Source organism: Kitasatospora sp. NPDC127060 (assembly GCF_042724935.1).
In the GTDB taxonomy this organism is placed as follows: Bacteria; Actinomycetota; Actinomycetes; order Streptomycetales; family Streptomycetaceae; genus Kitasatospora.
Map to the genome: position 1 here is coordinate 38,214 of NZ_JBHXEG010000011.1, position 22,326 is coordinate 60,539.

Annotated in this window: 20 protein-coding genes; 9 read left to right on the top strand and 11 right to left on the bottom strand. The window is 74.9% G+C overall.

Annotated elements, in window-relative coordinates:
* Window positions 1-49: 49 nt before the first annotated feature.
* Together ACFWIS_RS09290 and ACFWIS_RS09295 are read left to right on the top strand one after the other, a co-directional pair.
* Window positions 50-1,384 carry a histidine kinase gene (locus ACFWIS_RS09290; protein WP_380452076.1) on the top strand — a complete coding sequence of 445 codons (1,335 nt, stop codon included), beginning with the start codon at window positions 50-52 and terminating at the stop codon, window positions 1,382-1,384.
* Window positions 1,381-2,064 carry a response regulator gene (locus ACFWIS_RS09295; protein ID WP_380452073.1) on the top strand — a complete coding sequence of 228 codons (684 nt, stop codon included), beginning with the start codon at window positions 1,381-1,383 and terminating at the stop codon, window positions 2,062-2,064. Before ACFWIS_RS09290 ends, ACFWIS_RS09295 begins: the two co-directional genes overlap by 4 nt.
* A 34-nt stretch (window positions 2,065-2,098) precedes the next feature.
* On the opposite strand, the gene ACFWIS_RS09300 is transcribed toward ACFWIS_RS09295, so the two are convergent.
* From ACFWIS_RS09300 to ACFWIS_RS09310, 3 genes are all read right to left on the bottom strand, one after another.
* On the bottom strand, window positions 2,099-2,812 hold the full coding sequence (locus ACFWIS_RS09300) for a DUF2278 family protein (RefSeq protein WP_380452070.1): 714 nt from the start codon (window positions 2,810-2,812) through the stop codon (window positions 2,099-2,101).
* 151 nt (window positions 2,813-2,963) lie between these two features.
* A complete protein-coding gene (locus tag ACFWIS_RS09305; protein WP_380452067.1) occupies window positions 2,964-4,331 on the bottom strand; it encodes a chloride channel protein in 1,368 nt (455 codons plus the stop codon).
* A gap of 274 nt (window positions 4,332-4,605) precedes the next feature.
* Entirely contained in the window at window positions 4,606-5,427 is an 822-nt protein-coding gene (locus ACFWIS_RS09310) for a lipase family protein (protein WP_380452065.1), read from the bottom strand.
* A gap of 262 nt (window positions 5,428-5,689) precedes the next feature.
* On the opposite strand from ACFWIS_RS09310, the gene ACFWIS_RS09315 reads away from it, so the two are divergent.
* Window positions 5,690-6,322 (top strand): TetR-like C-terminal domain-containing protein, encoded by a 633-nt coding sequence (locus ACFWIS_RS09315; RefSeq protein WP_380452063.1) that lies wholly within the window; start codon window positions 5,690-5,692, stop codon window positions 6,320-6,322.
* A 60-nt stretch (window positions 6,323-6,382) separates the two neighbouring features.
* Here the strand turns inward: ACFWIS_RS09315 and ACFWIS_RS09320 are convergent, their stop codons facing one another.
* The 3 genes from ACFWIS_RS09320 to ACFWIS_RS09330 all read right to left on the bottom strand — a co-directional run bounded on the left by ACFWIS_RS09320 (window position 6,383) and on the right by ACFWIS_RS09330 (window position 9,908).
* Window positions 6,383-7,747, bottom strand: coding sequence for an FAD-dependent oxidoreductase (locus tag ACFWIS_RS09320; RefSeq protein ID WP_380452061.1), 1,365 nt, complete (start codon window positions 7,745-7,747; stop codon window positions 6,383-6,385).
* 200 nt (window positions 7,748-7,947) lie between these two features.
* Entirely contained in the window at window positions 7,948-8,787 is an 840-nt protein-coding gene (locus tag ACFWIS_RS09325) for a slipin family protein (protein WP_380452058.1), read from the bottom strand.
* 260 nt (window positions 8,788-9,047) lie between these two features.
* Complete coding sequence (locus tag ACFWIS_RS09330; RefSeq protein WP_380452055.1) at window positions 9,048-9,908, bottom strand: NAD(P)H-binding protein; 861 nt, start codon at window positions 9,906-9,908, stop codon at window positions 9,048-9,050.
* Window positions 9,909-10,157: 249 nt separating this feature from the next.
* Between ACFWIS_RS09330 and ACFWIS_RS09335 the strand changes: the two genes are divergently transcribed.
* The 6 genes from ACFWIS_RS09335 (at window position 10,158) to ACFWIS_RS09360 (ending at window position 14,412) form a co-directional block, all read left to right on the top strand.
* Window positions 10,158-10,814: a helix-turn-helix domain-containing protein gene (locus ACFWIS_RS09335; RefSeq protein WP_380452052.1), complete on the top strand. Its 657-nt coding sequence runs from the start codon at window positions 10,158-10,160 to the stop codon at window positions 10,812-10,814.
* A 414-nt stretch (window positions 10,815-11,228) separates the two neighbouring features.
* Window positions 11,229-12,083: a pentapeptide repeat-containing protein gene (locus ACFWIS_RS09340; RefSeq protein ID WP_380452050.1), complete on the top strand. Its 855-nt coding sequence runs from the start codon at window positions 11,229-11,231 to the stop codon at window positions 12,081-12,083.
* A gap of 139 nt (window positions 12,084-12,222) precedes the next feature.
* Window positions 12,223-12,864 (top strand): ATP-binding protein, encoded by a 642-nt coding sequence (locus ACFWIS_RS09345; protein WP_380452048.1) that lies wholly within the window; start codon window positions 12,223-12,225, stop codon window positions 12,862-12,864.
* A gap of 13 nt (window positions 12,865-12,877) precedes the next feature.
* Complete coding sequence (locus ACFWIS_RS09350) at window positions 12,878-13,750, top strand: glycosyltransferase family 2 protein (protein WP_380452046.1); 873 nt, start codon at window positions 12,878-12,880, stop codon at window positions 13,748-13,750.
* A gap of 51 nt (window positions 13,751-13,801) precedes the next feature.
* Complete coding sequence (locus ACFWIS_RS09355; protein ID WP_380452044.1) at window positions 13,802-14,044, top strand: plasmid mobilization protein; 243 nt, start codon at window positions 13,802-13,804, stop codon at window positions 14,042-14,044.
* Window positions 14,041-14,412: a fic family toxin-antitoxin system, toxin component gene (locus ACFWIS_RS09360; protein ID WP_380452042.1), complete on the top strand. Its 372-nt coding sequence runs from the start codon at window positions 14,041-14,043 to the stop codon at window positions 14,410-14,412. The genes ACFWIS_RS09355 and ACFWIS_RS09360 overlap by 4 nt, the downstream gene beginning before the upstream one ends.
* 28 nt (window positions 14,413-14,440) lie before the next feature.
* On the opposite strand, the gene ACFWIS_RS09365 is transcribed toward ACFWIS_RS09360, so the two are convergent.
* From ACFWIS_RS09365 to ACFWIS_RS09385, 5 genes are all read right to left on the bottom strand, one after another.
* Complete coding sequence (locus tag ACFWIS_RS09365) at window positions 14,441-15,802, bottom strand: Fic family protein (RefSeq protein ID WP_380452040.1); 1,362 nt, start codon at window positions 15,800-15,802, stop codon at window positions 14,441-14,443.
* A gap of 40 nt (window positions 15,803-15,842) precedes the next feature.
* On the bottom strand, window positions 15,843-16,499 hold the full coding sequence (locus tag ACFWIS_RS09370; RefSeq protein WP_380452038.1) for a DJ-1/PfpI family protein: 657 nt from the start codon (window positions 16,497-16,499) through the stop codon (window positions 15,843-15,845).
* Between the two features lie 11 nt (window positions 16,500-16,510).
* A complete protein-coding gene (locus ACFWIS_RS09375; RefSeq protein ID WP_380452036.1) occupies window positions 16,511-17,488 on the bottom strand; it encodes a GlxA family transcriptional regulator in 978 nt (325 codons plus the stop codon).
* A gap of 331 nt (window positions 17,489-17,819) precedes the next feature.
* A complete protein-coding gene (locus ACFWIS_RS09380; protein ID WP_380452034.1) occupies window positions 17,820-19,100 on the bottom strand; it encodes a lanthionine synthetase C family protein in 1,281 nt (426 codons plus the stop codon).
* Window positions 19,101-19,188: 88 nt separating this feature from the next.
* Window positions 19,189-22,326: a lantibiotic dehydratase gene (locus ACFWIS_RS09385; RefSeq protein ID WP_380452032.1), complete on the bottom strand. Its 3,138-nt coding sequence runs from the start codon at window positions 22,324-22,326 to the stop codon at window positions 19,189-19,191.

Below are 22,326 nucleotides of genomic sequence, written 5' to 3' on the forward strand. Positions count from 1 at the left end.
ACCGGCGCCGCACCGTTTCCGTTCGTACGACCAGCAGGGAGAACCACCGGTGAGCGAGGACGACCACGCCACCCCCGCGGGCCCGTCGGCGGCCGGCGACGCGCTGTCCGGCCACCCCCTGTTCGGCCGGCTGGCCCGGATCGGCCAGCGGCTGCGCGAGGCCGACCGCCGGCACCCGTGGGTGCTGGACGCGGCCGTGGTGGTCGCGGCGTTCCTGGTGTTCTGCCTGCCCGACCTCGTCCCCGGCCACGGCGAGTTCTCGGGCCGCGGCGAGGGCGGCCCGCACGAGCACCGGATCAACCTGGTCCGGCCGCCGCTGCCGGCCACCCTGGCCCTCCAGGCGGGCCTGGTGGTGCCGCTGCTGTGGCGCCGCCGGCGGCCCGCCGTGGCCTTCGCGGCGATCATGGCGGTGTTCGTGCTGCAGTGGTCGCTGGGCGTGGGCCTGCGCGCCGACGCCGCCCTGCTGGTGGCGCTCTACAGTCTGGCGCTGCACGGCCGGCTGCGGCACCTGGCGTGGTCCTGTGTGGCGATGGCCGGCGCGATGGCGCTCGTCGCGGTCGAGGTCTCCGGCGGCGGGTTGCCGGTCGGGGACGCGCTGTTCTTCCTGGTCAGCGCCGCCACCGCGGCCGTCGCCCTGGGCATCGCGGTGCGCGTCCGGCGCGCCCAGCTGGCCGGGCTGCGCGAGCGCGCCGCCCGGCTGGAGATCGAGCGCGACCAGCGCAGCCGGCTCGCCACGGCCACCGAACGCACCCGGGTGGCCCGGGAGATGCACGACATCATCGGCCACAACCTGTCCGTCATCGTCACTCTGGCCGACGGCGGCGCCTACGCCGCCCAGGCCTCCCCCGAGCGCGGCCGGGAGGCCCTCCAGCTGATCGGCGAGACCAGCCGGCAGGCGCTCGGCGAACTGCGCCGGATGCTCGGCGTGCTGCGCGACCAGGCCGACCAGGAGGCCGAGTTCAACCCGCAGCCCGGCATCGCCGACCTCGACGGGCTGTGCGCCCGGATCCGCGCCGCCGGCCCCCAGGTGGTGTACACCGTCGGCGGCGACCCGGACCGACTGGACCGCGGCGTCCAGCTGATGGCCTACCGGATCGTCCAGGAGGCGCTCACCAACACCCTCAAGCACGCCGGCCCGGACACCCGGGCGCACGTCACCCTGACCGCCGAGGCCACCCGGCTGCGGGTGCGCGTCCAGGACAGCGGCCCGCCCGGCGGCGCCCGCCCGGTGCGCCCCGACGGCGAGGGGCACGGCCTGGCCGGGATGCGCGAACGCGCGGCCCTGTACGCCGGGACGGTCACGGCGGGCCCCGGCCCTGGGGCAGGATGGACCGTGGAGGCCGTCCTGGACCTCACCCCCGACCCGACAGGCGGCCACCCGTGACCACCGTCCTCATCGTGGACGACCAGCCACTCCAGCGCTACGGCTTCCGGATGCTGCTGGAGAGCCAGCCCGACACCGAGGTGGTCGGCGAGGCCGCGCACGGCACCGAGGCCGTCCGGCTCACCGCCGACCTGCGGCCGGACGTCGTCCTGATGGACATCCGGATGCCCGGCATGGACGGCATCGAGGCCACCCGCCGGATCGTCGCCGGGGGCGGGCGCTCGCGCATCCTGGTCCTCACCACCTTCGACCTCGACGAGTACGCCCACGCCGCGCTGCGCGCCGGGGCCAGCGGCTTCCTGCTGAAGGACGCGCGGCCGGAGGAACTGCTGGCCGGGATCCAGGCCGTCGCCGAGGGCGACGCCGTGGTGGCCCCCGCCATCACCCGGCGGCTGCTCGACGCCTACGCCCACCACCTGCCGGTCCGCCCGGCCGGCGCGGCGCCCGTGGAGGACCCTCGGCTGGAGGCGCTGACCGAGCGCGAGCGGGAGATCCTGGTGGCCATCGCCCGGGGCTGGACCAACAGCGAGATCGCCCAGCGGCTGGTGCTGGCCGAATCCACCGTCAAGACCCACGTCAGCCGGGTGCTGTCGAAGATCGGCGCCCGGGACCGGGTGCAGGCGGTGATCTTCGCCTACGACCGGGGGCTGACCCGGCCCAATCCGCCGATCGCGAAGTGAACCGGCCGCCGGCCCCGGGCACCCGACCGCCGTGCTACGCCTGGCTGCTGGGGCTCCGCTCCGGCTCCCGGGCGGGGTGCGGGACGGAGACCGGCAGGGCGTGTCCGGTGCGGTCGTCGGTGTGCCAGGACTGCGACTGGAAGGCGAGGAACACCGCCGTCCAGCGGTTCTCGGCCGGCAGGTGGATCAGCAGGCCGCCGTCCTGGTACACCCCGTCGTCCTTGCGGAACTGGCCGCTGTTTCCCTGGTTCATGTGGACGTCGTGCACGCCGTTGCCAGGCAGGAAGCCGAACACCTTGTCCGGGACGCCGGGTTCGGGCCCGAAGCGCTGGCCGAACACGTACAGGGCGGCGCTCCGGTCGGCGATCGCGCGCTGCACGTAGCGGTCCAGCAGGTCGGCGAGGTCGTTGCCGGGGCCCGGCAGGTCGGGCGGCAGGACGTGCATCGCGGTGCGGTCGAAGAGCTTGCCCCGGACGAAGTCCAGGCTCGCCGTGTCCGGTCGGGAGTCCAGCGCCGTCCAGCCGCTGCCGGCGGCCGGGAGCAGCGCGGTGACCGGGTGCCGGAAGTCCTCGTCCGCCAGGTAGAGCAGGTTCGAAGGGGCCTGCTGGGACAGCACGTTGACGGCCGCGCGGTAGTCGGTGCCGGCGGCGTCGCGCAGGTGGATCTGGTAGTGCGGGGTGCCGGTGGCGCCCTCGCGGCGCCGGTCGACGGCGGTGGCGGCGAGCACGCCGTAGTTGCTGATCGGCATCGGGCGGTTCCTCGGGTGGGGGCGGGCAGGTGCACCTCCGTTATCGCTCACGGGGCGGGCGGGGCACCGGGGAATCGGCGTTTGTTCACCTGCCGTCCCCCGTACGGGTACCGGTGGCGCCGAACGTTGACAAGCCCGCCGGACGGGGGCGTCAGGCCCGGTCGACCCGTGCCGGTGCCGGGGTCCTCCGGGTGTGCCGGGTCCGTCCGCGCAGCAGCTCGGCGGTGAGGAAGGCCGTGACCCCGGCGACGATCAGCAGCGGCATCGCGTTCGCCGCCTGCCCGCCCAGTAGCATCGCGGCCAGCACGGTGCTGGTGACCGGCAGCCTGGTCACCGCCGTGCAGGAGGCGGCCAGCCCGGCGGCCAGCGCCGGCGCGGTGCCCAGGCCCGGCAGCGGGGCGCAGGCCACCCCGAGGGCGGCACCGATCAGGACGGCGGGGAAGATCGGACCACCGCGCAGGCTGCCCAGCGCGATGCCCCAGCCGAGCGTCTTGCACAGCACCAGCGCGAGCAGCGCGCCCACCGGCCAGGCGGCCGGGTCGGCCGCGAGCGCGCCCAGGGTGACCTGGCCGGAGAGCGCGGCCTCCTCCGGCGAGCGGCCGGTGATCAGCGCGTAGGCGGCGATGCAGCCGCCGACCGCGACCGCGCAGCCGACGGTGCGCAGAGCGGTCCGCCGGGCGCCGGTGCCGCCGGTGAACGCCTTGACCCGCCGGCCCAGCGCCTGCCCCGCCACACAGACCACCGTGACCGCGACGGCCAGCGGCACGCCCCACAGGAAGTCACCGGGGTCCGGTGTGGCGGACGCGGGCACGTGCGGCAGCGACAGCGCGCCGGTGGCCAGCCCGGTCCAGTGCCCGAAACCGGTGAACACCAACGCGCCGATACCGCTGGCGAGCAGGCAGGGCAGGACCAGCGCCACCAGCTGCGGGCCGCCCAGCCCGGCCGCCTCGATCATCATCACCGCCGCCACCAGCGGGCTGCCGAAGATGGTCGAGATCGCCGCCGAGGCCCCCGCCGCACCCAGCACCGGTACCACGCGCGGGTTCCGGGCCCGGGCCGGCGCCCGCACGGCGAGCAGCGCCAGGCCGCCGCCCAGCGCCATCAGCGGTGCCTCCGGGCCGAGCACCGCACCCAGCGGCAGGCAGACCAGCGCGGCCAGCACCACCCCCGGGACGTCCCGCGGCGGGCTGGGCGGCCCGCCGAGCCCGTCCACCGGCACATGGCCGCCGCGCCCGGGCATCCGGGTGACGACCGGGGCGAGCAGCAGTCCGGCCAGCGCCAGCGCGGGCAGCGGCCACCACCAGGGCGCCCGCGCGAAGCCGGCGGCGTCCGGCAGGCTCTCCCAGATCCAGTGCTGCAGCTCGTGCTCCAGGCCGGCGAACCCGAAGGCGACCAGCGAGACGGGGACCCCGACCAGCGCCGCGACCAGCAGCAGCCCGAGGTAACCCCGGTGCAGCAGCACCTCGTGAAGGGCGGGGCCACCGCCCTGCCGCTCGGGTGTGTCCGGCAGCTCCGGCATGACCGCCTCCGTTTCGCGCTCCCGGGGCGCGTCCCGCCGCCGTCCTGCGACCGAGTCTCGCCGGGGGCGGCCCGCCCCGCACGGCGTGCCGTCCGCGTGTCGGCCGTGGCCGGTCCGGCGCGAGGAGGGCGCGGCGTGCCCGGACGGGCAGCGCGGCCGAGCTGCGGACGGAGCAGCGGGGCCGGTGAACTCGGCTCTCCCGCAGGCGTGTCGCAGGGGCCGACACCCGCGGTGGGAGTCGGCCCCTGCACCGTCGAGGATCAGCGGCCGCCGGTCACAGGTTCTTCTCCAGGGCCGCGAGGTAGTTGCGCATGAAGTGGTCGCGGATGCCTTCGCCGGTGGGCTCGAAGGCGGCCGAGCCGAGGACCTTGGCACGGTTGACGACGCCGGAGAGGAGGCCGCCGGAGCCCTGCTGGACGGTGCCCGAGGAGTCGATGAAGTGCAGGGCCTCGATGTGGGTGAAGGCCGGCTCGGGCGGCAGCTGGGCGACGACGTCGTTGTTGTTGACGAAGCGGTGGCTGCGGCCCTTGAGCGCCTTGTCGTAGGCGGCGGTGAGGAGCCGGTCGCAGGTGCGGGGCTGGCCGAAGGTGTACACGCCGTCGGCCGTCAGCCGGGGCTCCTCCAGGGCGAGGCGGGCGGCGGCGAGCATGGCGAGGGCACCGCCGAGGCTGTGGCCGGTGAACCAGACGGTCTGGTCGCCGGTGCGCAGTTCGGTGACGGCCTTGCGGACGTCGGGGAAGACGGACTCCAGGGCCTCGGCGAAGCCGTAGTGGACGTAACCGGTGCCGCCGGGGCCGGGCCAGGGCGGGGTGGTGGAGTCGGTGAGCCAGTCGCGCAGTTCCTTGGGCTCGGTGCCGCGGAAGGCGACGACGATCATCCGGTCGCTCGCCATGGTGTAGGCCTGGGTGTCCTGGAGCGGGAACGGCGGGGTGAAGCGGGTCTCGTGGTGGCGCACCGTGTCGAAGCCCCAGTCGCGGGCCTGCCGGTCGATGGTGGCCTCGTCCTGGTAGGCGAGGTCGGCGGCCTTGGCCAGGTTGTAGGCGTGGGCGAGGCTGTAGCCGGTCGCGCTCCGGTCGAAGGTGGTGTGGACGGCCATGGTGGGGCTGCCTTTCGGTGGGGCGGGTGGTCCCTCGTTGGTAGCGGAACCACCTCCGGCGCCCCGGCCCGCAGCGCCCGGGAGTCACCTGAACGGGCGGTATCCCGACCGTACCGGGCGGACCGCTGCGCCGACCCCTGCGGCCCCCGGGTGCGGCGGCGCCCCGGCGGCCGGTCGTGCGGGGTCCTTGGGAGGGAACGGGTTCGTTCACTAACATTGGCCGTAGGCCTGGTGAACAGGGAACCCCTGGAGGTGTGCGGCCATGACCGCTCAAGCCCGAACCACGCAGGGCGGCACCGTGCGCGCGGCGGCGGCGACCGCCCCGGTCCGCCGGCGCGGTGAGGCGCTGGAGAGCGCGATCTACGGGGCGACCCTCCAGCAGCTCACCACCGACGGCTACGCCCGGCTCACCATGGAGGGCGTGGCGGCCGCCGCGCAGACCGGCAAGGCCGCCCTCTACCGGCGCTGGTCCTCCAAGGAGGAGCTGGTGATGGACGCGCTGCGGGCCGGCCTGCCCCCGGCCCGGCCGGCCCCCGACACCGGCAGCCTGCGCGGGGACCTCCTGGAGGTGGTGGCCGGGCTGCGCACCGCGATGTTCAGCGAACTGGGCGCCGCCGTCCGCGCGATCATGAGCGAGATCGATCACCAGCGCGCCAGGGTCTTCCTGGAGCTGGTGCAGCAGCGGGTGGTCGAGCCCACCACCGCGCTGATCGCCGAGGTGCTCGACCGGGGCACCGCCCGGGGCGAGGTGCGCCCCGGGGCGGTCACCCCGCTGGTCACCGACGTGGTGCCGGCGCTGATGCTGTACCGGATCAAGATGTGCGGCGGAGGCGCCGTGGAGCTCGACCCGGCGGCGATCGTCGACGAGGTGCTGCTGCCGGTGGTCCGGGCCTGAACCGGGCCCCGTCGCCGGGCGCGGGCCCGGAGCCCGCGGTCCAGTCCCGGAGGCCGGGACTCAGGCCCCGCTGTTGCGGAGCATTTCCTCGCGCTCGACGACCTTGACGCGCTCGCGGTCCTCGGCCCGGCCGAGCTCGCGCTCGTGGGCGTCGAGCTGCTTCCAGCCGTCCCAGGTGGTGAACCGGACGCCGCGGGCGCGCAGGTGCTCCTCGATGGCCGCCGGGTCGGGCTCGGCGGCGCCGGGCAGCCGGCCGGTGGCGTGGTCCTCCAGCAGGCAGGCGACGGTCTCGTTGGCGTCGCCCTTGGTGTGGCCGATCAGGCCGACCGGGCCGCGCTTGATCCACCCGGTGACGTACACGGCGGGGACGTGCGAGCCGTCGCCGTCCAGGACCCGGCCGGCCTGGTGCGGGACGGTGCCGGAGACCGGGTCGAAGGGCAGCTTGGGCAGTTCGTCGGAGTAGTAGCCGACGGCGCGGTAGACCGACTGGACGTCCCAGTCGGTGTGCCGCCCGGTGCCGCGCACGTTGCCGGTGCCGTCCAGCTCGGTGCGCTCGGTGCGCAGGCCGACGACCTTGCCGTCCTCGCCGAGGACCTCGACCGGGGACTCGAAGAAGTGCAGGTACACCCGGTGGGGGCGGTCGCCGACGTCGCGGATCGCCCAGTTCTCGACGGTCGCGGCGACCAGGTCGACGTGCTTGACGGCGCGGCGCTCGGCTATCGAGCCCTCGTCGTACTCGATGTCCTCGGGGTTGACGATGACCTCGATGGTGGGCGAGTGGTCGAGCTCGCGCAGCTCCATCGGGCTGAACTTGGCCTGGGCGGGGCCGCGGCGGCCGAAGACGTGGACCTCGACGGCGCGGTTGGCCTTCAGGCCCTCGTACACGTTCGGGGGGATCTCGGTGGGCAGCAGCTCGTCGGCGGTCTTGGCGAGGATCCGGGCGACGTCCAGGGCGACGTTGCCGACACCGAGGACGGCGACCTTCTCGGCCTCCAGCGGCCAGGTGCGCGGGACGTCCGGGTGGCCGTCGTACCAGGAGACGAAGTCGGCGGCGCCGTAGGAGCCGTCCAGGTCGATGCCGGGCAGGTCGAGCGCGCGGTCGGCCATCGCGCCGGTGGAGAAGACCACGGCGTCGTAGTGGCGGTGCAGGTCGTCCAGGGTGAGGTCGGTCGGGTAGTCGACGTTGCCGAACAGCCGGACCTGGGGCTTGTCCAGGACCTGGTGCAGGGCGGTGACGATGCCCTTGATCCGCGGGTGGTCGGGGGCCACGCCGTAGCGGATCAGGCCGAACGGGGCGGGCATCCGCTCGAACAGGTCGATCGAGACGCCGGGTGCCTGGGCGGCGTCGGACTTGAGCAGGGCGTCGGCGGCGTAGATCCCGGCGGGGCCGGCTCCGACGATGGCGACTCGGATCGAGCGGGTCATGCGGGCGAATCCTCCGGGCGGGCGCAGCGGACCTGCGGCCTGTCCTGGGACTCCCGCGGACAGGAGTTCGAGGACAGGCCATAGTGGTCTGGACCCTTGCAGCCAACCGGCTGCGCGCGCGGAGGTGTAGGCGGTTCCGATCTATGACGTCATAGGGCTGACCTATGGCCGGCCCGGGAACTTCCCGGGCCGGCCGGACGTCACCTGTCGTCGGCCTGGACGGTGGGTGCGCCGCCCTGCGGCGGGACGGCCGGGGCCTCGGCGGGTTCGGGCGCGGTCGCGCCCTCGGCGAGCCGGGCGGTGGAGGCCTCGAAGAAGCGCAGCAGCTCCACCGGGAACGGCAGCACCAGCGTCGAGTTCTTCTCGGCCGCGACCTCGACCACCGTCTGCAGCATGCGCAGCTGCATCGCGGCCGGGGTGTCGGCCATCATGCTCGCCGCCTGGGCGAGCTTGGCGGCGGCCTGGAACTCGCCGTCCGCGGTGATGATACGGGCCCGGCGCTCCCGGTCCGCCTCGGCCTGGCGGGCCATCGAGCGCTTCATGGAGTCGGGCAGGCTGACGTCCTTGATCTCCACCCGGTCGATGTGCACGCCCCAGCCGGTCGCCGGGCTCTCCAGCATGACCTCCAGGCCGTGGTGGAGGTTCTCCCGGCCGGACAGCAGGTCGTCCAGCTCGCTCTTGCCGATGATCGAGCGCAGCGAGGTCTGGGCGACCTGCAGCATCGCGAAGCCGTAGTTCTGCACGTCCACGGTGGCCCGGATCGGCTCGACCACGCGGAAGTACAGCACCGCGTCGACGCTCACCGAGACGTTGTCCTTGGTGATGCCCTCCTGGGCGGGCACCGGCATGGTGACCACCTGGACGTTGACCTTGCGCATCTTGTCGACCACCGGCACCAGCAGCGTCAGCCCCGGCTCGCGGACCTGGCCGCGCACCTTGCCCAGCCGGAACACCACGCCGCGCTCGTACTGCTGCACCACCCGCACGCCGGTCACCAGCCACAGCAGGACGACCACGACGACGATCACGAGTACTGCCACGCCTGATCTACCTTCTCCCCGTCGCGGTGCGGCCGGGCCGGGTCCGGGATGGCCCTGTCGCCGGGCGCTCGCCGCGCGCAGCACAGTATGCGCCCGGCCGGAGCGCACGGTAAGGCGTGTGCGGGGGGAGCTTGACGCAGCGTCGACGGACCGGGACGACTGCGGGGGCGGGGTCCGGGCGGGGCGGGGCGGTGGTCCGCCCCGAACCCGTCCCGAACCCGCCCCGAACCTGTCTCGAACCCGCCCCGGGCGGCACCGGATCAGGCGCGGAAGGCGTCCGCGTGCTCGGCGGCGAACTCGGCGAAGGAGCGCGGGGGACGGCCGGTCAGCTTCTCGATGTCCGAAGTCACCGCCGAGGCCTGACCGGACGCGTACAGCCCGTACAACTCGACCATGCCCTCCGCGCGCCACGGGTCCCAGCCCAGGTTGAGCAGGCCGTCCAGGGCCACCTCGGGGGTGAGCGCGGCGTACGCGACCGGGTGGCCCGCGGCGGTGCCCAGCTGCTCGGCCAGCTCGCCGTGGGTGAGCGCGGCCGGGCCGGTCAGGGTGTAGGCCGCGCCCTCGTGGCCCTCCGTCGCCAGCACCTCGACCGCGGCCGCCGCGACGTCCCGGGCGTCCACGTACGACACCGCGCCCTCGCCGCCGGGCACGGCCAGGTGGCCGGCCTTGACGGTCGGGGCCGTGCCCAGGAAGTTCTGGTAGAAGCCGTTCGGGCCGAGGACCGTCCACGGCAGGCCGGAGGCCTTCAGGTGGTCCAGGCCCGCCAGGTGGGCGCCGACGAAGCGCACGCCCTCGGGCCGGTACTCGATGCCCGCGGCGGCGTGCAGCACGATCCGCGGGCGGCGGCCGGTGCGGACGGCGGCGTCGATCACGTTCTGCTCGTGCCGGGCCATCTCCGGGTGCACGGCGACCAGCAGGTAGACGGTGTCGGCCCCGTCCAGGGCGGCGTCCAGCGACGCCGGGTCGGTGAAGTCGGCGGCGACCCGCTCGACCTCGGCGTCCCACTCGGCCGGGCCTGCGGACCCGGCGCGCACCAGCGCCCGCACCTCCTGGCCGCGCTCCCGCAGCCCCACGACGACCTTCGACCCGACCGTACCGGTGGCGCCCGTCACGACGATCACGGATGTTTCTCCTTCTTCCCCGTTGTTCCCCGTTGAACGAAGCGGACATGATTCCGCGTCAGGGGGATGATCGCAGGCGGCGGACGGGGGATCGAGGTCGGGGTTCCCGCCACCAGCGGCGGCCGTCGACACGCACGGGGCCCTGCTGTTCCTCGACTTGGCGCGAGTCGGACGCTTGGATGTATCCGGCCTGGTCACCGCCCGGACACCGGTCCGGGCACCCCCTTGGCGAGCCGAGGAGCCACCACCGTGCACGAGACCTCCGATCCCGACCCCACCGCCGTGGCCCACCGGATCGCCGAACGCCGGGAGCGGCTCGGCCTCACCGAGGACGCCCTGGCCCACCAGGCGGCGATGGCCCCCCGGTACCTGCGCCATCTGCTCGAAGCCGGGCCCGAGTTCGACCCCGGCGGGTTCGTGCGGATCGCCGCCGCCCTCGGCGCCAGCCGGGAGGAACTCCTGGAGGGCCGCGCCGACGCCCCGCCCGGCCAGGGCGCGCCCGGCCCGCGGCCCCGGCTGCTCGGCCTGACCGACGGCGAGTGCTGGGAGCTGGTCGGCACCCACGGGATCGGCCGGATCGCCCTGCCGGTGCGCCCGGGCCCGGCCGTCTACCCCGTCAACTACGTGGTCGACCGGGCCTCCTTCGCCTACCGCACCGGCGAACGCGCCGGCACCGCCCCGGAACCGGGCGCGGAGGTGTCCTTCCAGGTCGACCGCATCGACGAGTACCTGGGCCGGGGCTGGAGCGTGCTCGCCGTCGGCAGGGCCCGCTACGTGGACGACCCGGAGGAAGTCGAGCGCCTGGACGGCCTGCCCGGCGCGGCTCCCTGGGCGGGCGGCGACCGGCCCCGCTGGGTGCGGATCCGTCCGGCCGAGATCAGCGGCCGCCGCCTGGTCACTTCCTGATGAACGCGGTCAAGTCCTTGACGTGAGAAAGAGCGCTTGCTCGTAGTACCTCCCGTCATGGACCAGGGCTCGTGGGACGTTCACTCGTCGACGGGACCGGCGCGAGGACGGCCTGGCTGTGGCGCTTGCCCTCGGCACGCTTGTGCTCGTGGAAGTGGCGGGGATGCCTCGCGGCTGCGAACGCCGACCACCGGCGAGGAGTGCTCGACGAGGAGTGCCCGATGCGGGCCCCGCCTCGGGCGGCATCCGAACCGCCCCGGCGGTCGGCGCCGGGGCGGCCGAGCCGACCGGCCTGCGGTGGCGGGGCCCGGCGTGGACTGGTATTGGTGGAGACGGGGTCTATACGGGTGCGGGTCGTGCCCCGATAGGCAGTCGGCGGAACTCGACTGTGACGTGCGCAGATTGTGGTCTCCCATGCCTGGAATCAGCCCTTGGCAATGGATACTGGTAGGAATCCTGGTTCTCGCGGGATTCTTCCTTGCGGTTCTCGCCTGGCGGCTTGCAGCCCACCCCGCCCTGACGGGGGAGAAGCAGGCCGAGAGCAGTGTGCTCTCCGGGGTGGGCGGCGGTTTGATCGCTGGTTTCGCGGTCGGGCTCTCGGTGATGTTCCTCCAGCAGGCCATCGGGAAGTCCGAAGAGGTGGCGGCCTGGCGGGCGGATGTGGCGATCGCCTCTGTGATCCCAGGGTTCGACTCGCATGCTCATTCGATCAAGGGACTGAACTTCAGCGGCAAGGTCCTGAGGGACGCGGACTTCAAGCACCAGGATCTCAGCGGCTTCGAATTCCGTGACGCCGATCTCCGGGGAGCTGATTTCACCGGCGCGAACCTCAGGAACGCGAACCTGATCGGAGCGCGTGTGACGGCGGCCGAGCTCAGAGGAGCCAACCTCGAAGGGGCCCTGCTCCAGGACGCGGATTTCAGCTGGAGCGACACGACCGTCATCGCCTCGCTCTCCGGAGCGGAGGCCAACGAGCGGACCTGCTGGCCCCCGGGCTTCCTGAACGACCGGCTCATGCAGGGCGTCGCAGCCCAGCAGTGGCGCAACATGGCGGACAACTCGGTCCACCCCCCGTCCAAAGGCAGGGAAGGACCGTGCAGCCCGCTTGAGGTCGGCAATCCGACAGACGTCGGTAAGTCCGCAAGCGGAATCTCGCCGGTCCCCGTGCACCACGGTTCCGGTGGGCCGGCGGTCGTGAAGGAGGCCGGTTCGGAAGCCAGGAACTGTCCGCCCGGTCGTGCTCGTCGGTCCGGGTACGGGGTGAGGTGATCGGACGGACGAGGAGCGGGAACGGTGGGGGCGTGCGCAGAAACCGGATCCGGTCCGACCGGTGAGTTCGGAACGTTCGGTCGTCTCGCGTGAGCGGCCCCACTCCATCTGTGTGGCATCGGTGACGCATACTCTGCGGATGGACGGAACCAGCAGGGGCACCTGGAGCAACACCACGCATGACTGGGCCGCCGCCGTGGACGGTGAGCACCTGGCAGGGATCCGGGCCGACGCGGCGCGCTTCGCACCCGGCGGGGCGGCGCACCTGGCGCTGGAGGTGCTGGCGTACGCCGCCGACGAGGCGGACGCGCGCGGGGGCGGCCGGTGCGTCGTCACCCTGCACGCCGACGGTGCGGTCTCCGTCCGGGACGACGGGCGGGGCACCGACACCAGGGTCGACGAGCGCGGCGAGGCGGTGAAGAAGCCGGTCATGGCGACCAAGGACCTGCGCTTCTTCGACCACCCGGAGGCGGAAGCGCTCCCGGACGGGCACCCGCGCCGGGGCATGTCCGTGGTCGCGGCGCTCAGCACCCGACTGCTGCACACCAACCGCCGGCTCAACGGTGCCTGGACCCAGCGCTACGAGCACGGCCTGCCGGTCACCGGCCTGGAGCCGGTCGAGCCGGACGGGACCACCGGCACCTGCGTGACCTTCCACCCGGATGCCTCGTTGCTCCCGCAGGGCCCGGTGGACGCGGAGCGGCTGGGCCGGTGGGCGGCGCACTGGCCCGCGCTGGAGGTCCGGGTGGTCGGGGCGGTCCGGGTGGAGAACGGCGGATAGGAAGCGGCGGCGGATGGGCGTGACGCTGGGCGTGGTGGTGCTGACGATGGGCGACCGGCCGCGGGAACTGCGCGCGCTGCTCGACTCGGTGGCCGCGCAGGAAGGCGGCGGCGCGACGGTCGTGGTCCTCGGCCAGGGTGTCCGGCTGCCCGAACTCCCGTCCTGGGTGCACGCGGTGGAACTCCCGGAGAACCTGGGCATCCCAGGCGGCCGCAACGCCGGTGTCGAACGGCTGCGCCGGCTCGGCGGCGTGGACGTCGTGGTGAACCTGGACGACGACGGACTGCTGCCCCGCAGCGACACCTTCCGGCTGGTCCGGGAGGCCTTCGAGGACGACCCGCGGCTCGGCGTGGTCGGTTTCCGGATCGCCGACGAGACCGGACACACCCAGCGCCGGCACGTCCCGCGCCTCGGCGCCGCCGACCCGCTGCGCTCCGGGGAGGTCACCGGCTTCCTGGGCGGCGGCCATGCCATCCGGATGGACGTCTTCGCCCAAGTGGGCGAGTTCTGCGCGCAGTTCTTCTACGCGCACGAGGAGACCGACCTCGCCTGGCGCGTCCTCGACGCCGGCTGGGCCGTGCACTACCGCGCCGATCTGCTGCTCCGGCACCCGCGCACCGACCCCGCCCGGCACGCCGGCTACTACCGCCGGACCGCCCGCAACCGCGTCTGGCTGGCCAAGCGTCACCTGCCGGCCCCGCTGGTGCCGCTCTACCTGGCCTCCTGGACGCTTTACACGGTGAGCCGACGTCCGCCGGCGGCCGGGCTGCGGGCGTGGTGCGCCGGCTTCCTGGAGGGCGTCCGTACCCCGTGCCCGCCGCGCCGCCCGCTCCGCTGGGCCACGGTGTGGCGGATGGCCCGGCTGGGGCGGCCACCGGTGTTCTGAGGCCGCCCGGCCGCCTTGTAGCAGGCGGTAGCGGCGGCTACGCTCACCGCCATGAAGCAGCTGAACGTCCGACTGGACGACGCCGTGCACGAGGCCCTGGAGCAGCGCGCGGAGGCCGCCGGGATGAGCCTGCCGGACTACGCCCGCAGGGTGCTGGCGGAGGAGGCGGACGAGCGGCGCGAGCGGTTCCTGACCGCCGCCGCCCACTTCGCCCAGGCCTGGGGGCCCGCCTTCGAGGAGGAGTTCGGCCCCTACCCGCGCAGCACCCGCGACACCGCGGCGGACGCGGCGTGATCCTGCGGATCGACCGGGCGTGGCTGCTCGACATCGCCCACCAGTTCCTGCCGAGCGACCCGGACGTCGCCGACTACGGCACCCTGGCCGCGGCCGTGGCCCGGCACGCCGACGAGGTCATGGACGTGCCGGTGTACGGCGCCGTGCACCAGCGCGCGGCCGCGCTGATGCACCAGCTGATCCGGGTCCCGGCGCTGGAGTCCGCCAACGAGCACTTCGCCGCCGTGGTCGCCGCCTCCTACCTGAGCGCCTCCGGGGTGATCGTGACCGCCGAGCCCAAGGAGGCCGTCGAGCTGGCCGCCCGGATCCGCGCCGGGCACGCCGATGTGCGGGAGAGCGCGGCGGCGATCCGGTCCTGGTACCGCTGAAAGGGCCGGTGCGCACCGGCGGGGGTGCTCAGACTGCCCGGCGGCGGGTCTCCGCGAGGTGGGAGTTGAGGAAGTTGGTGAGGAACACCGGGGCCGACGGGTCGGCGGCGCGGTAGCTGATCCGGCGCAGGTGGTCGACGCTGTCCAGCGCGACGCCCTCGCGGGCCAGGACGAAGACCAGGGCGAGGAAGGCGCAGCGCGCGTTGCCGTCGTCGAAGGGGTGGAAGAAGCACACATCCAGGTAGGCGCGGGCGGCGCGGGCGGTCAGCGGGAGGGGGCGCTCGCCGGACGGCGTGCTCTCGGCCAGGCAGGTGTCGAACCGGGCCCGGGTGTCCGGTCCGACGCCGTAACGCTCCCGGCCCTCCTTGGCGAAGGCGGGCAGGCTGCGGAACCCCGGCGGCTGCGGGGCGCCCAGGACGCGCTGCTGCCAGCGCCGGATCAGCTCGAAGTCGAGGCCCGCACCGCGGGCGGCGTCGGCGCGCAGCAGTTCGAGCGCGGCCAGCAGGCCGTTCGCCCGGGCGGGGTCGATGGCGCCGTCGAAGGCGCGGATGGACCCGGCGGCGCCGTCGCGGGCCGGGGTCACCGGTCCGCCCGCGGCAGCCGCGGCCGGTTCGGGCCAGGCGACGGCCCCCCGTAGGGCGAGCCAGTCCGCCAGGTGGTCCGGGGCGGGGCCGTCCGGCCGGGTGCCGCTGTCCTCCGGGCGCAGCGAGCGCGCGATCCGCTCGGCGACGTCGTCGATCAGCACCAGGTCCGGGGCGGTCCAGCTCTTGAACCGGCCGCCGATCGCCTGCCGGACCAGCCGCTCGGCGGCCACCGGTTCGAATCCCCAGCGCTCGAGGAACCAGGTGAGCACGAGTGCGCAGTGCCCGTACCAGGCGCTCTCGTGACCGGTGAAGTCGCTCACCTGCTGGATCAGGTTCCGGACGGCACGCTCCCAGAGGATCCGCTGGCCGTCGATGTCGGCGGGATCCAGCGGGTACGCCTCGAACCGGCCGGCGAGCAGCTCCAGCCAGTCGCGCCACTCGCACAGCGAGGCGACGACCCGTTCGACCGTCTCCTCCGGGGTGGAGATCGAGTGCGAGGTGCAGCACCAGGAGCCGACCGGCCCGCCGTCGAGGTCCGCCTCGCCGACCGACCAGCGCCAGCCCAGCGCCCACCGGCCGTAGTGCCGCGCCAGCGCGTGGGACACCGCGTCGGTCCACGGGGTGGCCACGTCCGTGCGCCACGCGGATGACGCGGGGTCGAGGACGGAGAAGTCGGGCCGGGCGGGCGCCCGGCGGGCCGGGCCGAGCGCGCGGACCACCCGGTCGGCGTCGTCGTGGTCGAAGGGGTGGCGGGCGGGGTCCACGTCGGCCCACGTCAGGTCGTAGGGGGCCAGGTCCAGAGTCACCGGGCAAGACTGGCGGCCCCCCGGCCGGCGTTCAACCGATTTACGGACGGCCCTGCGGTCGCGCGGCGGAGCGGTGCGGACGGTGTGCCAGGTACTCCTTCGCCTCAGGGGAGGCCTTGGCGTAGGAGCCCGAGTCGAAGGGCGGCTGGGGGTCGTACTCGATGGCGAGCTGGAAGGCCTCGGCGGGCACCCGGCCGGCGATCAGTTCGGCCAGCCGCAGCGCCATGTCGATGCCCGAGGACACACCGGCGGCGGTGACGATGCCGCCGGGCTGCTCCACGACCCGCTGCGCCGTGTAGGTGGCGCCGTACGACTCCAGGGTGTCGACGGCGCTCCAGTGGGTGGTGGCCGCCAGGCCGTCGAGCAGGCCGGCCGCGCCGAGCAGCAGGGAGCCGGTGCAGACCGAGGTGGTCCAGGTGCTGGTGGCGTCGATGCGGCGGATCCAGTCCAGCAGCGGCCGGTCGGTGAGCCCGCGGCGGGCGCCCGGGCCACCGGGGACGAGGAGGACATCGGCCGCCGTGACGTCGGTGAAGGAGGCGGTGGCGAGGAGCCCGAGCGAGCCGGCGCCGTCGGTGTGGACGCCCGGAGCGGCGGCGGCGAAGAGGACCTCGGCCTCCGGCAGCATCCGGAGAACCTCGTACGGGCCGACGGCGTCGAGTGCGGTGAATCCGTCGAAGAGCGGGATGGCGATGCGCATGGGCGGGCCTTTCAGGCGTGGACGGGGTGGGCGGAGAAGCGCCGGCGGTACTCGCCGGGGGTGACGTGCAGGGTGCGCTTGAAGCCGCGGTGCAGGGTTTCGACGGTGCCGAAGCCGCAGGAGCGGGCGACGGATTCGAGGGTGGCGGCCGTCGTCTCCAGCAGCCGCCGGGCGGCCTCGATCCGGACGCTCTCGACGTACGAGGCGGGGGTACGGCCGGTCTCGGCCCGGAAGACCCGGGTGAAGTTCCGTTCGCTCATCGCGGCACGGGCGGCCAGGGCGGGCACGCCGAGGTCGGAGTCGGGGTGGTCGGCGATCCAGGCGAGGATCTCGCGCAGCGGCGCCCGTTCCGGTCGCTGGGCGGACAGTTGGGCGCTGAACTGCGCCTGGCCGCCCGGGCGTTGGACGAACATCACCAGGTGGCGGGCGATCGTGCGGGAGACCTCCGGGCCGTGGTCGGCCTCGGCCATGGCGAGCGCGAGGTCCAGACCGGCGGTGACCCCGGCCGAGGTCCACAGCTCGCCGTCGCGGACGAAGATCGGGTCGGGGTCGACGGTGGCAAGCGGGTGGAGCTCGGCCAGCCGGGCGCAGCACGACCAGTGGGTGACCGCGCGCCGCCCGTGGAGCAGCCCGGCGGCGCCCAGCAGGAAGGCGCCGCTGCACACCGAGGCGGTACGCCGGGAGCGGCGGGCGGTGCGGGCGAACCAGTCGACGAACCGGCCGTCCTCGCAGGCCCGGTGGACACCCGAACCGCCGACGGCGATGAGGGTGTCCACCGGGTGGTCGGCCGCGTCGAACTCGTCGGTCGTCCGGGTCGGGGAGACGGCGAGACCGCCGCTGGCCGGCACCGGACCGGGCGTGGCGGCCACGGTGTCGATGACGACGCCCCCGGTCAGCCGCCCCGCCTGGGTGAACACCTCATGGGGGCCGGTCAGGTCGAGGATCTGGAAGTCCGGGAAGACGGCGAAGACGATGCGCGGGCTGGTCACCCCTCCAGCCTGGCCGCGGGCCCGGTTGGCGGCAAGGACACGGAGGTGACGATTCCCGCCAGGCCCGCCGGCCCCGGACGGTCAGGGCGTCCAGGGCAGACGGAGGGCCTCCAGCTCGGGATCGGCCAGCAGCGCCTCGATCAGTGCCAGGAGACCGGCGACCTTGGAGGCCCGGCCCCCGCGCGTGCTGGTACAGCGTGCCGAGCACCCGGGCGGCGGCGGGCATCCGGTCGTGGTCGCGGGCGGCGGGGCGGGCCGGAGGATGCGGGCGAGGGCGGTGGACGGGTCGTCGTGGGCGAGTGGCGAGTGGGCGATCGGGTGGTGGCGGCGGTCAGGCGAGCAGTAGGGCCCGGTCCCAGCAGGTGGCGGGGGCGCGGTCGGTGGCGAAGGTGTGCAGGGCGAGGGCGGCTCCGGCGGCGCCGGTGAGGAAGCCGGCCGGGTCGTCCGTCCAGCCGTTCCTGGTCCGGGGCCCGACGAAGCCGAACGGGCCGTCCGAGTCCGTGAGTTGGAGCATTCGGGCGGCGATGGCGGGGAGTCGCTCGGCTGTCCGGCGGTCGGTGCCGTCCTGGGCGATCCGCCAGCTGCACTGCAGCAGTCCGGCCCAGCCGTGGCAGAGCCCGGCGTCGGTGAGGGCCTCGCCGCTGCGGTCCAGGGCGGCCAGCAGCGCCTCCTCGGCGGTGCGGCACCAGGAGGGGACGTCGAGTGCGAGGCCGGCGAGCTGGAGAGCGCGGGCGATGCCGGGGGTGCCGTAGCACCAGGACGGGCGGCCGGGTTCCCGCGCTGTTCCGGGCGTCAGCTCCACGGTGGACGGCCACCAGGGCCCGGCCCGGTCCGTCCGGACCTCGCCGAGCAGCCACTCCGCCAGCCGGGTGATCGCCTCGGCCTGCCCCGGCACCCTTACCCCCTGCCGCCAGGCCAGTACGAGCAGCGCCAGCGGGCCCGGGGCGCCGTGTGCGAGCCCGAGGTTGGCGTGGCCCAGCCCGGGGGTGACGGCGCGGTAGCGGTGGACGTCCTGGGCGACCCACCAGCCGGGCAGTCCGGCCCGCGGTTCGCTGAGCGCCACCAGGCCGCGCAGGGCCTCCTCCGTGGCCGGGCGGTCCTGGTCGAGCAGGACGGCGCCGAGCCCGGCCAGGCCGGAGATCAGGTCGTAGGACTCCAGTGCGGGGTGGTCCGTGCCGTCGGCGATCCGCTGCCGCTCGCGCCGGGCCAGCCGCCCGGCCAGGACGGCGGTCTCGCCGCGCAGGTGGGCTCGGGCCGCCCGGTAGTCCTGCGGGCCGGAGGCCGCTCGCGGCAGGGCGAAGCAGAGCGCGGGCACCGCGTCGTACAGCCCGGTACCGGGTGCGGCGGTCCGGGCCGAGCGGGCGGCGAGGGCGAGCCAGGTGTGCGCCGTGTTGCGGAACGTGTCGTCGTAGCGGGCGAGTTCGGCGTACAGCAGGGCGATGCCGGGGGCGCCGCCGGCCAGGCCGTTCGGCTCCCACCGGCGGCCGGTGGCGGCGAGCGCGGCGGCCACCCGGTCGGGGTCGGCGAGCCGGGAGGCAGTGGCGGCGACGGCGGTGGCGGCGCGTTCGCGCAGCGGGGTGATGGTGTCGGCGTGGTGGGTGGACGGGCTCATGCGGCCGCTCCTGCGGGGTCGGCGGGTCGCTCGGCGGTGGCGGTGGCGGTGGCGGTGGCGGTCGTGGTGGCGTGGTCGGTGGACGGGCTCATTCGATCGTCTCGGCCGCGCCGAGTACCGCTTCGGCCGGGCCGCGTGCCGGTCCGGCCTCGCCGAGCGCGGCCAGCCGCCCGTGGTACGCCCGGACGGTGCGCCGGGCCAGCGCGAGCGAGCGTTCCTCGCCGGTGCGGTCCACCCCGATCAGCCGGTTGTGGTGCATGTGCAGCAGCGCGCCGAGTGCGGTGTCGGTGCTGCTCCAGCGTTCGGCGAGGCGGGTGCGGTAGGCGGCCACGGCGGCCGCCCGTTCGTCCCAGGAAGCGAGCAGTTCGCTGCCGCCGGGCAGTCGGCCGAGTGCGGTCCAGTGGCCGCTGGGGTCGATCAGGGCGCGCGCCTGTTCCCTTACGGCCGGCAGCAGTTGGTGCCGTTCGGTGGCTCGGTGGAGCCGGGTCAGCAGTCCGAGGTCGCCGAAGTGGTGGGCCAGATCGACGTAGTTGGCCGCCACCAGGGTCAACGGGGCGATATCCAGGCGGCGTTCGCGCAGCAGTCGCAGCTGGACCAGGCAGGAGCGGCTGTCCGCCGCGAAGACCCGCTCGGCGGCCGCCATCGCGGCCGGGCCGCCGTAGCGTTCCAGTTCGGGTTCGTAGCCGTCCAGGACGAGTCGCTCGGCGAGGCCGGCGGTGGCCAGTCGGTCGGCCCAGGCGCCGAGGGCGGGCAGCAGTTCGGCGCAGAGCGCGGTCGGGTCGCCGTGGAAGCGCAGCCGCAGGTGCGGCCGGGGGTCGAGGTAGCGGATGTAGAACCAGCGGTCGACCGCCGCCGGTAGCTCCGCCAGCAGTTGGGGCAGCTGCCGGTCGAGCAGTTCGTCCTGCCGGGCGGTGGAGCAGTACAGCTTGGCGTACAGCCAGGGTGAGGAGCCGGGGCCGTGCACCGTGCGGCGTCGGGGCGGGGCCACGGCCGGGGTGCGGGCCGTCCCGGGGGAGCGGCGGATCAACGGGAACGCCAGCTCGTTGCTGCGGCCGTCCTCGCCGAGCCAGCCGGTCGGCTCCGGCGGCACCTCCTGGAGGTGGCCGTCGGCGGAGGTGGTCCAGGCGTGGTGCAGCAGTTCCCGGTGGCGGTCGTCCGCCAGGTCGAGGGTGATCCGCTGGTCCTCGCTGACGCTCCGCACCACGCGCGGCACCCGCCAGCGCCGCCGCCACTCCGCCAGCCGCGCGCACCACTGCCGGTACGGCACGGCGGCGTCGCGCAGCGCGGGCTCCTCGGGGAGCCAGCGGGCCGGGCTGAGCACGGTACGCCCGTACCGCACCCGGGGCAGGAAGGGCAGGGCGTCGGCGGCGCCCCAGCGCCAGCGCGGCCAGCTGCCGGCGCCGCTGCGGGAGAGCTCGTCCAGCAGCCGGGCGGCGTTGGGCGCGTGGACGTCGGTGGCCAGCATGTGCGGCAGCGTCGGCACCACCTCCCGGCCGAGCCGGCGGGAGACGACCGCGAGCCGGTCGTGGTCGGCGACCACCGCGAGGTCGTCGATGCCGAGGACGGCCGGGTCCGTCCGGTCGGCGAACTGGGCGAGCGTGATGGCGTACGGCAGCAGCTGCGGTACCCGGGCCACGTTGCCGGTGTGGGCGCGCGGGGTGCGGAAGGCCAGCTGGGCGCGGACGGCCTCCGGGTTGTCGGTGGGCAGGGTGCGCACCGTCTCGGTCAGCGGTCGGCCGGCCTCGCCCAGGACCGGGGCGAAGCGGCCCGCCATCGCCCCGGCGGTGGCGCCGATGCCGCTCACCACAAGGGTGAACTCGCCTGCCACGAGCGCCTCTTGAGAGGCTGCCCGCAGCTCGGCCAGCAGGTCCAGGGAGGGCGGCGCGGTGCCGGTGCTGGCGCTGAGCCGGGCCAGCAGCGCGGCGTCGAGCACCAGTTCGCGCTCGCCGTCGGCCGCGGCGCGCTGGGCGAGGGCCAGCAGCAGCTGGTCGCGAGGGTCGGCGGGCTCGTCGGGCCGCAGCGCCCGGGTGCTGCGCGGCAGCCGGTAGCCGGCGGGCGCGCCCAGGCCGCGTTCGGGGTCGAGCAGTTCGAGCAGCGGCACGGCGCGGCCCAGGCCGTACCGTTCCAGGAAGTCCTCGTGGTACTGCCGCAGGTGCGCCGGGCCCGGACGCCCCGCCGAGACCGCCCACAGGGCGTCCGCGGCCCGCTCGACCTCCCGGCGGACGGCAGGCGGCAGCCGCACCTCGACGTCGAGGCCGAGGTCGACCTGCACCAGCCGCTCGGCCGGGTGCAGCCGGTGCATCCGCTCGGTCAGGGCCCGCCAGCGGGGCAGTCCGGCACCGGGGGCGGTGCCCTGGTACGCGGCCAAGTCGGCCTGCACGGCCAGCAGTTCGGCCTTGACTGGGAGGTCGGGCAGCCGGGCCAGCAGGTGCCCGACCGGATCCGGCTCGGCGGCCGGCGGCAGCAGGTCGGTCAGCAGGATCTGGGTGCGGACCAGTTCGCCGAGCAGCCAGTCCACCGCCGCGGCCTCGACCTGCGGGTGGGCGGCCAGCACGGCGCGGTGCAGCTCCGTCCAGGGCAGCGGCTCGGCGGCGTGCGCCAGCACGGTGCGGATCGCCGCGGTGCGGCGGATCGACAGCTCCCGCCCGGCCGTGCGCTGCTCGGCGCCCGGCACCGGGAGGTAGGGCAGCACCAGCCGGTCGTCGCGCACCCGGCACAGGTCGTTGGCGGTCACCCGCAGCCCGCGCAGCACCGGCAACTCGTGCTCCAGCGCGGCGACCAGCCCGGTCAGCCACTGCTGGTCGGGCCGGGCGGACTTGCGCGGCCGCCCGCCCCAGCGCACGGCGGGCCGGTCGGCGAAGCGGGCGGTGGCGACCCCGGCCATCAGACCGAACGGGGTGGCCCGGTCGGACATCCGCAACCGGTAGCGGGTGAGCGCCCGGGCCGCCTTGCGCTGTTGCTTGGGACGGATCGGCAGCCCCGCCTCGACCAGGTCGAGCACCCGGCTGAGCGAGGGGCTGGAAACGGCGACGGCCTCGCGCAGCAGCCCGTCGCGGAGTGCGGCGCGCAGCTGGTCGAGGTCGGTGTCCTGCGGGGCGGGGGCGGTGTCCTGTGCGGCGGGGTCGCTGTCCTGCGGGGAGGGGTGTTCGGGCAGGGAGCGGGCCGGTCGCACGGCGGCCCGCAGCAGGGCGACCTCGCCGCAGGCGAAGGTCGGCGTGTCCGGCAC